Here is a 12,910-nt window from a genome sequence, read left to right as displayed (position 1 = left end):
GATATATGATAAGTTAATGTCGATCAGGTACGACAACTTATTTCGCTTGGTCAACCGTACGGAATTTGTTAGCGATAGCTGTCAATTCTTGGCTAATGCTATTCAAAGTCGTTACGAAAGCTTGCATTTGTTTGCTTGCTTCTTGAAACTCTTGGAAAAAGCGTTGCTTAGTCATACCTTCCCATTGACCTTCCATACCGGAGATGGACTGAGTCAAGCTGGAAACGATCTGCTGGCTTTGCTCACCACTTTGTTTAAATTGGTTAGCTACCTGATCAACCTGTTCTGGGGTAATTAAAATGCGTCCTGCCATTTTTTGCGTCCTCCTTGATGATAAAAATGTTTTTGTTTAGCTGGTTCAAATTGTACTATGGCTATTTAATTCCCTACAAAAGGCAAAGGACCTAATTGCAACAATCCCACTTTTTAACTATAAAACAGCATATAACAGTACAATCTTAATAAAGCAACCACCTAATAAGTCCCATATTAGTCCTATAAAACCGGGAATGGTATAACAAATTCATATGGATTTACAAGCCGAACCAGATATCCCGGAACGATCCGAACTAAGCGACAGGCTGATCTCTTGCTATAGACGGATCAGTAAAATACCAATCCTGCGGACTGCTAGAAGACGCCTGCTTCAGAATATCCTGATGCAAGGTGCCCACATCCGAAGGCTGTACACCTGCAATAGCATGTACGACAGACTGCGGGTTTGAAATTAGACTGCTTCCTTCCGAAGCTTGCCCAGGCAGAATAGACGGTGATTGTTGATTCGACCAATCGAGCATCGTGACGGGTCGTCCCAATGGTTGGCTGGCAAATGGCAGAATCGTTTGGTAGTTGTGGTCAACAGACTGAAACTGCTCTGCCTTTCGGTTCAGTTGTGTACCTGATGTATGGAGATAAGCATGAATCTGTTCTGACATTCGTTTGGCTTGCATCCACTGATTCAAGATCGCCTCACGTGCAGATACATCCCAATCCAGCGATTGTAACGCCTGCTCCAAACCTGCTGTTAACTGTTGAATTTGCTCCGCCGCATGCTGTAGCTGCCCGCTAAGCCCCCGAAGCACATCCGGTTCAACTCGAATGCGCATATCCATCACCCTTCTTCTGTCACTTCTTCAGTCACTGCCGACTGTTTCAACCAATTCAATAATAAGTCCACAAACTGATCTCTTGAAGCCATAGCTGCAATCAACCAGTCTCCATTACCAGCAGAGCTCATCCGAAATATCCAGTTCATTGCAGGACACAGGACAAAAGCCGCCCGTTGTGACTCCCACTCTCTGCCGTTCCAGACCAGCAATTGCAATTCTCCCTCGGCTACACGGGAACTCAAAGACTGAGCCAGTCTCATCGCTCCCTCTTCATCTCCGCTAGCCTCGGTTAGCTTACTGCTGATTTGAGACAAACTTTCTCCAGCAGATTGCTCGTAAATTTTATTAAAAGCCTGCTTGGAAAACATAAGCGCGGGAGATTCAGGTAGAAGCCGATCAACCCAGCCCATTTTATCAATCAATGTTTCGCAAGCCTTTTCCACATTACCCAGATCGTACAGACGATATTCATCGGGTTCATCAGCAGATTTCACAAGCTCCACCACACGCTCATTCGTACAATGAAGATAGCCTTCAAACTGCTTACCTCCCCTTACATAGCGTATACGGCAAGCCCTGTTGGATAATCCCGCGATAGCAACTCTTGAAAAAACGGTAGGAGGCATAGCCAGCTCTTTACCCTTATCGGACTGCTTCAGATAACCCTTTTCCAGAAGAGCAGCTTTGACCTGCTCCCACTCTTCCGCCAACTCCTCTGCTAGATAGCCCTTAAACGGATCTTCCACCCCAAGCAGTCTGTCAGAACCCAACACGCCTGCCAGAAAAAACAATTCCTTTGCCTTGAGGGTTATTAACTTCTGCTTGGAAGCTTGAAACGTTAACATTATGAGCCACCTCCCTTCAAACTACAACATGCCATCGGTCACGAATTTTCGTTATCCAATCCTCACAACTCATTTGCTCTGAGAAGGGAATCGCCGCTTTTATCCTGGTAAATTTGCGTCGTACGTAGTATCCCTGCCCAGGAGGCAGGACTTTTAGGCCACCAGCAGCAGCATTCGCTTCTGAATAAGGGATACGAAAGAACGATAAATCATTCGAATCCAGTGTTCCAAAAAGCATACCGCTTTGGCTTGCCTTGACATCATTAAACCAGTCCACACCAAAGGTAGGGAAATCAGATGGCACACCCGATAGCACGACATGCACATTACGATCACGTCCCAACCGTACAATAGCGGAAAGCTGATCCTTTATCATAAAATCGTTCAGTTGCTTGCTTAACATATCCGCATCATCAATAACCAGGAGCAGTTCTGGATCATTCCCATCCTTGCTCCGTTGTTGAACGATATCATGCACCTGTTGTACCAGAGGTCCCATTTCTTCCTCACTTTCGGCAGCAGCCTTGACATGAGGGAGATGCCGTAATCGGGATAGTCCCCCGCCTCCATAGCGTGTATCGATCGTATAAACTTGCATTTGATCCGGTGACGTGTAATAAGCGAGCGATATAATCCAACTCATTAGAAAGGAGGTTTTCCCCCCCTCCATTGGACTACCTACGATAAAATTAGGTCCTTCTTTCAAATTCAGGAGAAAAGGCTCAAGATCGTCACTCTGTAGACCTACAGGTACTTCGTAAGGAAGCGCACCTGACGGTCCGCTCGTCCGATCCCACTGCTGAAGCAGTTCATGCAATGGAATCCGCTCAGGCAATGGGAGAATGGCGGGTGCGTGCTTGCCCTTCCATCCTTGCACAATGCCAGCGATATTGCGACGTAGTTGTGCTGATCGTTCCGCCTCATCTTCTCCTGGTGAAGGCAGTGCCGTCTGGAACTCCAGCGGAGGAACATGCCCCTTAACCAGGGCCCGGCCCGGTATTAACGGTCCTGGTGTTTTGGCCGGTCTTCCTACCGCATAATAGTAGTCACTAGGATCAGCCAATTCGAAAGAAACGGCATTAGGTATGTTACTACGGAACTTCTCAAACACATCGGTAATCCGGTTCGCAGTAATGATGAAGGTGATACCTAGACTGCCTCCTTCACGCAAAAGTGACTCCAGCAGTTCATTTTCATCCGGATACGCATTACGAAAATTAAGATATCCATCAATAACTACGACAATTTGCGGAACATCCTCGACAGCAGAACGTCGAAAAGAACTTATTGTTTTGACGCCAGCCTCAGAAAGCATTTCCTTGCGTACAGCCACCATTTTGAACAAATAGCGGAACAACCGCTTAATTCGGTCATCCTCCTCGGCCATCATAACAGCACCAATTTGTGGAAGCTCTCCAAAGTCACGCATGGTTCGACCCATGTCAATGATATAACCGTTCCAATGATTGGCAGCAAAACGCTGTGCCGTGGACATCAGCAACGTATGCAAAAAGGTCGTTTTTCCCATGCCAGGCATACCATACACAGCCCAATGACCATGATCCAGCGACGCATACATCGGCTCCTGCCGTTGATTCGGTAAATCATCGACCAGCCCAATAAGAGCCTTCAGCTCCAAGGATGATGATGTACTATCTACTTCGGTACATTGCGGCAGATTAGTTAAATCCAGCATTTCTGGCAGCGGCGGAAGCCACGGTCCCTGAAGACGTTCGATGCCTGCCTTAGCTGCTTCTTTTGCAATATAATCAATAAATACTTGAAGCTGTTTAGGAGCCTCTTCTCCTTTTAGGCCTGAGCTTGCCCGCTCTCCGCCTGTCAATAACGCTTCACGTTTCCCATTCAGTCTCACTTCATGAACAGGTAAGGCAGAAGAAATATCTCTGTTGCCTATATACGGCGCACCGCTCCAAGCAAATTGCATTTCTTCAAACACTTCGTCGCTGCCCACTTGAAAATATCCTCGTCCCGGCTTCGTTATCCACGCAGCATTCGGTATTTTCAGCATATCACGGCTATCGCCTTCGCTTTGCACCCGCAAGCAGATGCGGAACCTGGAGTTACTCCAAATCTTATCATCTACAACACCTGCGGGTTTTTGAGTCGCCAAAATCAGATGGACTCCTAATGTCCGCCCAATCGCGGCAATGCTGATTAGCTCGTCCATAAACTCTGGCTGATCCCGCTTTAATTGTGCAAATTCATCAATAATAATAACCAGATGAGGCAGCGGTTGTTCCTGCCGCTGCCGGAGTAGTCTGTAATATTCATCAATATGCTGTAAATTGCCTGCATCGTTCAATATCTTTTGTCGACGAACCAGTTCTGCTTTAAGAGATATTTTAGCACGTTCAATCAAATTATTGTCCAGGTTCGTGATTGTGCCCACAACATGCGGCAAATTAACGAACGTGTTGGACATGCCTCCACCCTTGTAATCGATCAGCATGAAAGCAAGATCATGCGGGTGAAACTCAGCAGCGAGCGAGGCTACGATGGACTGAATAACCTCACTCTTCCCTGAACCTGTCGTACCGGCGATTAAGCCATGGGGACCATGCCCTTGACGCTCTATTTTATCATGCAGGTTAATCATAATCTTTTTGCCGCCTGCCCGCACACCCATTGGCACAGGTAATGTATCAGGATGGCGGTTACGTCGCCACCGGTCTGCCACATCCAGTTCTTCCACACTTGCTACACTCATCATATCAAAAAGAGGCAGAACAGCGGGAATATCAGAAGCCGAAGAACGCTTCAAGCGAATAGGCGCCATGTACCGCGCCAGTGCATCGGCTTCCTCTTTGGACAAACGATCCGGTTTAAAACTTTGCTGTTCAACCTCCGCCGATTCTGATTTAAGGGCATATACACCCTGTTCCTTGGAAGCCTCCACGATCAGCTGACACTGCATTGGCAAAGCTTCTTTACGAGAAGCCAGCACAATCGTACACGCATCTATGGCCCGGCCATCCTCCAGCAACAACGGCAGCAAAGGTTCTTCCTCAATCAGTTGGGTGTCAGATAAAACAATTACATAACACGGGGCTTCCATTCCTTTGCCCTGACGTTCATTGCGATTATTTTTTCGACGGTTCAATCTGGCAAATAGAAAGTCAGCTAATTGATGGGCGCTACTACTGCGGTCTGACATCATTCTCTGGATACGATCATCATCCCACACATGCGGCAGCCAGCGCATCCAAGTCCATTCACTTTCCTCTCGCTCATCATAGAAGGAAGCGATTTTCACTTCATCTGGCGAATGACGAACCGTCACTTGTGCCAAGATAACTCTCAACGCAGCTAGGGTATGCTCCCGCTCGCCGACCAATCCAACCACTTTGGATTGAAACAGCGGTAATGTAATGGAAGCAGCGTCCACCAAACGAAATTCTTCCTCCAGTTCATCTGCAGCCCCCAACAAGGGATCACGGTCATAACCGTCAGGTCGTGGGATTTGCAGTTTAATATGAAAGGGAACTTGTCCAGTCCCGATACGTACCTGCAAAAAATCTTCATCCTCCGGTGATCGTTCCCAAAGAGAACTGTTGCGGTTTTTTACGATTTGAGTGCATAATTGCGGATCACCGTGAATTTCATATAGTGTACGAATTTGCTCTTCGCGTTTCATTTCGAGTTCTTCACGATGCTTTTGGAGCTGTTCCCGATACATGCGGTCCCGTTCCTCCAACTTGCGTTTATATTCCTTCTTATTATTTAGATAGACGAAAAAAGGAATCGTATAAGATGTAAGCATCATGACCACAGTGACCATCTGAAACATCAAATAGTTACTGTTGCCCATCTTGCCTGTTCTGCTCATATATACGTAAAAGCCTATAGTCACCAACGTCATCATTAACGGAATAAGTATAGATATAATAGAAAAAGACGGCTTGCTCGGCTCAGCCGGAGGCCGTAAAATCTCCAGCTTCTCCTCTCGGAGGGCCGGTCTTAATCTCGGGGATCGCTGGTATAATACATTCAAGACAAAAGTCCCCCTTTTCGCTTACTATTTCATTTTACCAAGGTTTCATATTATTTCATGTGTGTATTTACCCATTTTTTTCTGTTTGAAACAAAGACCGTCTTCCATATACAGGCGCCTCGTCCTGAGTTGTCGAAAAAGCTCGCTGAATGCGCACGGTGCAGCCTTCCCGTAAGCCTGCTCCTGTGAGAAGCTGGTTATCCTCCACTCTGAACCAAAGCCCTTCTGGGAACTTTGCTTCCATAATATATTGCACGCCTTCAGCCGGAGGCTCACCAAAAATACGTACACCCAGCATCAATTTCAAATGTTCCACTGAGTATTCATCAGCCACCTCAATATCAAACCACTCTGTTTCCTGTCGTCCTGAAAGCACGGTCAGGATCATCTGTCATCCCTCCCGATCCTAAAATTTATACAGCAATACTCACGCAAAAAGCCTATTTCTACGGAAATATGGCTATCGTAACTGTAGCATCCGCCTATTAGACTGTCAATTTGTTACAAAATACCCACACTCAAAATAAAATCGTGACTTTAGACATGATTAAAATTAATAGTAGAGTCATATGAACCAAAATAGGTATTCACAAAATTTAATTTACGTGCTTACGTCATTTTGTCGATTAGTTAGAACTAAATTCGATTGTTACCCAAATTGTTGTGAACACTTTGTAAATTTTTCAGACCTTTATGTTTTTATAAGGTGTTTTTAAGGTAATTTTAAGAAACGGGAACTACAATAAAGCCATGAAATAACTCAGGTGAGGTGATTTTTGTGAGAACATTAATTACATTTCAAAACAAACGTATTCCCGTATACTTCAATCAAGAAAATAAGCAACCGGTACAAAAAACCTTAAAACTTCTAAGTAATACTTTGGAGAACAAAATCTCCAGCGGCAAGCGTGCCCTTCAAAAATGTCTTAACTCTTTGATCAGTATAGAGATTGTCGGTTGTGAAGCCATCCTGCATAGCGTTAGTGAAAATGATTCATTGGCATTGTCCCTCTATTAAGAGGGACCTTTTTTTGTTTGCATTAGACACAAAAAAGAGAGGGGCATTTCAGCACCCTCTCCATATCAGCGGTTTTGAAACATGCTACATGTGACTTACCGCAGCCTATGCACTTGATCAGACTCTACTTATAGTATTCTGCGATAACCTTTTTTACCGCCTCGTTCCTTATTCTGCGCCTTCTCAATTCGTATTCTAAACAGTTCCAGTAAATTAGCGCGTGTATGCTCTTCCCGGCAGTTGTCCAGCTTTTTTAAGATAAAACGGTCAATGGACATATGACTCAGGCTCCTTTACAGCAAGCTGCCCCTGCTTTTCAAGGGGATGATCCGGCTATCCATTTTTAACCATTCCACCTGTTATTTAAACACGTACGCTTTGACTAGGATAAAGCAGGCGGGATTACATACCCTTTAAATAGGGTAAATACATAAAGTTTCGAAAGTTTTATCAGTTTAGCCTGGAAGCTACGGATAAGGAGCGAGCAAAAACCATGAGTAAGCACATGATGACCAAAATAAGCTGGAACCTTTTATGTATGTTCTTCATCCTAACTATGCTGGCTGCATGCAGCAGGGAGAAAGCCTCAACTCGAAGTATGGCCCAACACGAAGCTGAAGCACGTGCATATACCGTGACAGGTAATCCGAACCAAGCTGCATCATCCCTTGATGAACGAGCCGCCAACGATGCACCTGTCCATAAGCAAGGCAGCAGCTATGTCGAGATATCAGGTGACGTAAGTATTGATAGAAATACAGTGAAGGTTACAGGACATTCCAATCTGCCAGCTGGAGCACGGATCAAGGGGAATCTTGCGGTCAAAAACTCTCTGTTAACCGGATACACGGACGAGACAACTATTCAAAAGGACGGAAGTTTTGTACTTCAAGTACACCGACCTGGTATACAGGGGAGTATGGATCTGACTGTTCTGTTCCGTCCAGATGACCAAGACAAAGAAATACGAAATCTGTATGGTAGCGTTGGCAACAAACTAGAAGGCCCTTATGTATATCAATACGAAGAAAACGAACAACTTTTGCAAGAAATTCGGATAGGTGCTGAGTTTGATCCTGAACAAGACCGCCATGTCCCTCTAATTAAGCCTGTCTGGAACAAACCAAAGGACTACGGTAACCCTCAAGTGTGGATTAAGCCTGATGTGAAGCAGAAAGGAAATTATTATCATGTATATGCGCGCAGCAACTTGCTGGAAGGGTCAGACGTCAAACTCACAATTGATTTTCCGGGACGATGGCAGTTTGGCTATGATGATCAAACCAAGGTCATGCCTGATGGTTCCTTCAGCATGAGGGTCAAAAAGCCGAGCCTTGCCAACCACTACACCCTGGTCATAAGTTTTGAACCAAACGAAGATATGTGGATCAACGCCAAGCAGGCTTACGGTACACAAGGAGAACGTCTTGCGGGATCATTAGTTAAATCCGCAGACGACAAAGAGGGCTCCAAACGGATTGAAGCCCGTGTCCAAATTCAACCCAAATCGTAACTAGACAAATCTGAACTTAAAGTTACGATCGTTACCATGAGATATAGATAAAGGAATCCTATATCGTCTAGACGTTATGGCTGTATCGTGACCGGCGTACCTATACTTACCTTCTCCTGAAGCTCCAGCACATCCTTATTATGCATTCGAATACAGCCATGTGACACCATCTGGCCAATGGACCATGGCTCATTGGTACCGTGAATACCATAATGCGGCTTGGACAGCCCCATCCAGAACGCTCCGAAAGGACCGCCCGGATTGGGCTGTTTGTTAATAATCGTAAATTGCCCATGCGGTGTTTGTGTAGCCACCTTCCCAATACCGACTGGATAACTAAGAACGATCTGACTTCCGTCTTTTAAATATAGACGACGATCCGATAAATCCACCACAATACTGTAGTTCGGCATATGTTCACCCCTCTACACCATATGCCGACTACCACATAGAATTTCTTAAATTTCTACAAATGATGTTTCATGACAGTTCGCCTTACCACTCCACATCACGTCGCCAACCACCTCGCTGATCCCTACGGCCCGGAGTTGTACTTGAACGGCTATCTTTTCTACGTCGGTCTGCTTCCTTGCGTGCCTGATATTCCAGTTCCCGCTGCATCTTGCGATAATTGTTCACTCTGGATTCCGATAATTCCCCTTTTTGGATAGCTTCCTCCACCGCACATCCAGCTTCTCCCTTATGCTTGCAATCGGCGAAACGGCATTGCTGTGCTGTTTCCATAATATCAGCAAAGGTATGAGCTACACCCGTGGAATCATCCCATAGATTAAGCTCGCGCATACCGGGTGTATCGAGCAGAACGGCTTGCTTTGCAATGGGAAAAAGCTGTCGGTGTGTGGTTGTATGTCTGCCTCGGCTGTCTTCCTCCCTCACATCCTGTGTCAGTTGAACTTCAGCCCCGGATAGCCAGTTCACTATTGTGGATTTGCCACTACCGGAAGAACCAGTTAAAGCAACCGTACACCCAGGCTCAAGGAACGCCTCCAGCTGCTCTCTGCCTTCGTTCTGCAAAGCAGAAATTACGATAACGGGTACTCCAGGAGCAACTCCTTCCACTTCTGCAACCCGCTGTTCGACATCTTCACAAAGGTCACTCTTACTCAACACGACAACCGGGTTTACTCCGCTATTCCAGGCCATGATTAAGTACCGTTCTAATCTGCGCATATTAAAATCATGATTCAGCGCATTAACAAGGAAAAGCGTATCTACATTGGTCGCGATCAGTTGCTCCTTCGTCTCAAAGCCTGCGGCCTGTCTAGATATTTGGCTTTTGCGTGGCAAGACAGCATGAATCACTGCATCCGATACTTCGTCCGACGTGGTGATGGCTACCCAATCCCCTACAGCCGGCATTTCCGCAGGGTCAACAATAGCATGTTTTAGCTTACCTGAAGCGGCTCCCCAGCGTTCCCCATTCATCGTAATAAGCTTCACCTTTTGTCCATAATCGGCAATCAAGCGGGCAGGACATACCTGCGTGTTCCCTGCTCGTTCCTCATAGCTTTGCTTCCATTGGTCCCACATACCGTTCCAGTAATCAGACCAACCATATTCATGTATACTCATTTTTTCCTCCTGAAATCATGTTAAATTTTTTTGGATGTAGCGTTAATTGATAGTTGTACATTTTTCTCTCCGCAAGCAAACAACGCAAAAAATCCGCAGGGAAACCCCTGCGGAGGGTATACAACTCAGGCGATGTGATCCGTTCGTTCACTTATGCAAGCAGTCTTACACAGACTACTTCCAAAATCAACAACCGGATAACAAAACACTTGACCATAAAAAATCCGCAGGGAATCACTCCCTGCGGATTTCGTTGGTTCTACTGTCCAACCAACTGCTGAGCTAAGACTATAGATCTATACAGTCTTTAGCCGTGCATCGTCCGTGCGGGAGACAAGTCATTCTGCTGCTGAACCCATTCACTCATGTTCGTACGCATATAACATCGCCTCCTCCTAAAATTTCCTTTATCATACAAGTCCATCAATGGTCTGTCAAGGCTGTTTCCAAACATTTTTAACCATTTCAAGTTTCGTTTAACGCACCTGATCCCACCGTGTCCACATTTCACGCGGGTTCAATTCGTACATTTCCCGCTCCCTGTACATAAACTGATGCATGATCAGCTCACGCCGAATCATCGCAAAATCCTCATGGTATTGCTTGATCCACTCGTTTAGTTCACGTTCAGGATAGATGCGGCCTGGCTCCAGTTTTTCGGCGAGCATCTGAAGTACGATCAATTTTTTCTTATACTGGGCAGGAATTTGACGCAACTTGCCGTCCTTAGCAAAAAAATTGCGTAAAACCGTTGCTTCCAGCGTTTCATTCAGTTCGGACATATCTTCCTCTTCCTCTCCTTTTTCAAAAATAAAACGCACTGTCGCCTCGGCATGATGCCGAATCAGCTCTGGGTTCAGTGTAAAATAAACCGTGTTTTTATCACGTCGTTCCTTAATCAACCCAGCCTCACGGAGTTTGGCGGCATGATGCGTAACCGTAGGCTGTGACAGATTCAGCTTTTTCGCTAAAGCTTGGCCATGCATCTCTCCAGCGGATAAAAGGAGTAATATTCGCATACGCGTCGGGTCCGCAAGTGCTTTATGATAATTGACCATTTTATCTAGTTGCATCGTGACTGCACCTCTTTTCACTACTAAAGATTTGCTATGCAAGCAAATTCACTTAATCCAAATAGATACTTATCTAATTATATGTTCGTCAAATACGTTTGTCAATTCTCCCCTTCCATCATCTCTTTCTGAAAACGGCTGGATATTGTGCACACATTACGGTAGGATTATTATTTGAAAACTTCTCACACACTGAGCTATTTGCATCAATTCTGAGATCCGTTTGACGAAATAAACCAATACAACTGGAGGTTCATCGAAATGCACGACGTAATCATTATCGGTGGCGGACCTTGCGGACTATCTGCTGCAATCGAATGCAGCCGCAGAGGTTTGCGAACGATCATTATTGAAAAAAGCAACATCGTTCACTCTATTTTTCTGTACCCAACAAATATGCAGTTTTTTAGCACCGCCGAACTATTGGAGATCGGTGATGTTCCGTTCAGCACTCCGAATGACAAGCCTTTTCGTCATGAAGCACTTGCGTACTATCGCAAAGTAGCCTCACATTATAACCTGGACATTCAGCATTATGAAGAGGCTCAATCCATTCAGCGGCAGGAAGACGGTACATTTACCGTACATACCTTAAGCAAACGGGAAATAACCAAGAGCTATTCGTCACGGTATGTCGTAGTGGCTACGGGATATTTTGATCATCCGAACTATTTGGGCATTCCTGGGGAACAATTGGATAAAGTCACTCACTATTTCAGCGAAGCCCATCCCTATACAGGAACCCGGGTCGCAGTCATCGGCGGCAGTAACTCTGCAGTAGATGCTGCAATGGAATTGGTGCGGGTCGGGGCTACGATTGATATGGTTTATCGTCGTAACGAGTTGTCCCCATATATCAAACCGTGGGTTCGCCCATTGTTCGACAGTATGGTACAAAAAGGGAAGATCACGCTGCACTTAGGCGCACGCATTACCGAAATTCAGCCAGACCATGTGATCGTTACACCAATGAACAGAGAAGCGTTCCAGCTCGAAAACGATTTTGTACTGGCACTAACAGGATTTCATCCAGAACGAAAACTACTGGAGTCTGTCGGTGTCCACATGGCTGAGGATCTGGACAAACCTGAATTTAATCCTGCCACGATGGAAACTAACATCCCAGGTATATATGTCGCCGGGGTTATCGCTTCAGGTAGCAATGCCAATGAAGTGTTTATTGAAACCGGTCGCTGGCACGGACGTCAAATCGCCGAACATATCCAAAGTTAAACGATCGAAGGAGAACAACTGAATGGATTACAGCTCACTTATCTTACTGGTACTGGCTGGCCTTGGAATTATCAGTGGCAACTCAACCGTGACGATTGCTATGGTTGTACTACTACTGCTGCGGGTAACCAGCTTTCATACTGCTTTTCCCTGGCTCGAAAAATATGGCCTGACGATCGGAATTATTATTTTGACGATTGGGGTCATGACCCCGCTAGCCAGCGGTAAAATTAGCATCAATCAGGTGACAGAGTCCTTCCTACATTGGAAGTCCTTACTCGCGATTGGTATCGGAATTCTGGTAGCCTACCTCGGTGGCCGTGGAGTAACTCTGATGTCCGGACAGCCTATTATTGTAACAGGTCTACTAATCGGGACCGTCATTGGCGTTGCCTTCTTTAAAGGGGTTCCCGTTGGACCTCTGATTGCTGCCGGGCTGCTCTCCTTATTAATCGGTCGCTCCTAAATTCCTAGACACAGGATTGAAAAGAGCCGTTCAATAAATATACAAATG

General features: G+C 45.6%; 13 protein-coding genes. 4 read left to right on the top strand and 9 right to left on the bottom strand.

Features of this window, described 5'->3' with window-relative positions:
• Positions 1–37: 37 nt before the first annotated feature.
• The 5 genes from ACN6NF_RS10050 to ACN6NF_RS10030 all read right to left on the bottom strand — a co-directional run bounded on the left by ACN6NF_RS10050 (position 38) and on the right by ACN6NF_RS10030 (position 6,354).
• Entirely contained in the window at positions 38–313 is a 276-nt protein-coding gene (locus ACN6NF_RS10050; protein ID WP_007430133.1) for a WXG100 family type VII secretion target, read from the bottom strand.
• A gap of 256 nt (positions 314–569) precedes the next feature.
• Positions 570–1,106, bottom strand: a complete 537-nt coding sequence (locus ACN6NF_RS10045; RefSeq protein ID WP_013370786.1) for a WXG100 family type VII secretion target — start codon at positions 1,104–1,106, stop codon at positions 570–572.
• A 5-nt stretch (positions 1,107–1,111) separates the two neighbouring features.
• On the bottom strand, positions 1,112–1,954 hold the full coding sequence (locus tag ACN6NF_RS10040) for a hypothetical protein (RefSeq protein ID WP_474317278.1): 843 nt from the start codon (positions 1,952–1,954) through the stop codon (positions 1,112–1,114).
• 16 nt (positions 1,955–1,970) lie between these two features.
• Positions 1,971–5,966: a type VII secretion protein EssC gene (essC, locus tag ACN6NF_RS10035; RefSeq protein ID WP_474317276.1), complete on the bottom strand. Its 3,996-nt coding sequence runs from the start codon at positions 5,964–5,966 to the stop codon at positions 1,971–1,973.
• A 67-nt stretch (positions 5,967–6,033) separates the two neighbouring features.
• On the bottom strand, positions 6,034–6,354 hold the full coding sequence (locus ACN6NF_RS10030; RefSeq protein WP_063208781.1) for a hypothetical protein: 321 nt from the start codon (positions 6,352–6,354) through the stop codon (positions 6,034–6,036).
• A gap of 390 nt (positions 6,355–6,744) precedes the next feature.
• On the opposite strand from ACN6NF_RS10030, the gene ACN6NF_RS10025 reads away from it, so the two are divergent.
• A complete protein-coding gene (locus tag ACN6NF_RS10025; RefSeq protein WP_013370782.1) occupies positions 6,745–6,984 on the top strand; it encodes a hypothetical protein in 240 nt (79 codons plus the stop codon).
• A 128-nt stretch (positions 6,985–7,112) separates the two neighbouring features.
• On the opposite strand, the gene ACN6NF_RS10020 is transcribed toward ACN6NF_RS10025, so the two are convergent.
• On the bottom strand, positions 7,113–7,262 hold the full coding sequence (locus tag ACN6NF_RS10020; RefSeq protein WP_023988262.1) for a hypothetical protein: 150 nt from the start codon (positions 7,260–7,262) through the stop codon (positions 7,113–7,115).
• A gap of 320 nt (positions 7,263–7,582) precedes the next feature.
• Between ACN6NF_RS10020 and ACN6NF_RS10015 the strand changes: the two genes are divergently transcribed.
• Positions 7,583–8,497, top strand: a complete 915-nt coding sequence (locus ACN6NF_RS10015; RefSeq protein ID WP_474317272.1) for a flagellar motor protein MotB — start codon at positions 7,583–7,585, stop codon at positions 8,495–8,497.
• 74 nt (positions 8,498–8,571) lie between these two features.
• Here ACN6NF_RS10015 and ACN6NF_RS10010 read toward each other — a convergent pair whose 3' ends face one another.
• From ACN6NF_RS10010 to ACN6NF_RS10000, 3 genes are all read right to left on the bottom strand, one after another.
• Positions 8,572–8,910, bottom strand: coding sequence for a L,D-transpeptidase (locus ACN6NF_RS10010; protein WP_474317270.1), 339 nt, complete (start codon positions 8,908–8,910; stop codon positions 8,572–8,574).
• 82 nt (positions 8,911–8,992) lie between these two features.
• The gene (gene rsgA, locus ACN6NF_RS10005; protein ID WP_474317268.1) at positions 8,993–10,090 is read right to left on the bottom strand and encodes a ribosome small subunit-dependent GTPase A; all 1,098 of its coding nucleotides are present in this window, start codon (positions 10,088–10,090) and stop codon (positions 8,993–8,995) included.
• A gap of 476 nt (positions 10,091–10,566) precedes the next feature.
• On the bottom strand, positions 10,567–11,163 hold the full coding sequence (locus tag ACN6NF_RS10000; protein ID WP_474317265.1) for a DUF2087 domain-containing protein: 597 nt from the start codon (positions 11,161–11,163) through the stop codon (positions 10,567–10,569).
• 261 nt (positions 11,164–11,424) lie between these two features.
• Between ACN6NF_RS10000 and ACN6NF_RS09995 the strand changes: the two genes are divergently transcribed.
• Together ACN6NF_RS09995 and ACN6NF_RS09990 are read left to right on the top strand one after the other, a co-directional pair.
• Positions 11,425–12,396, top strand: coding sequence for a YpdA family putative bacillithiol disulfide reductase (locus tag ACN6NF_RS09995; protein ID WP_474317264.1), 972 nt, complete (start codon positions 11,425–11,427; stop codon positions 12,394–12,396).
• Positions 12,397–12,418: 22 nt separating this feature from the next.
• Positions 12,419–12,862, top strand: a complete 444-nt coding sequence (locus ACN6NF_RS09990; RefSeq protein ID WP_013370775.1) for a DUF441 domain-containing protein — start codon at positions 12,419–12,421, stop codon at positions 12,860–12,862.
• Positions 12,863–12,910 lie beyond the last annotated feature (48 nt).

The sequence above is a fragment of the Paenibacillus sp. TSM33 genome (genome assembly GCF_056099025.1).
The sequence above is the reverse complement of the archived record's forward strand: the minus strand, read 5'-3'. Positions and strand labels throughout refer to the sequence as shown.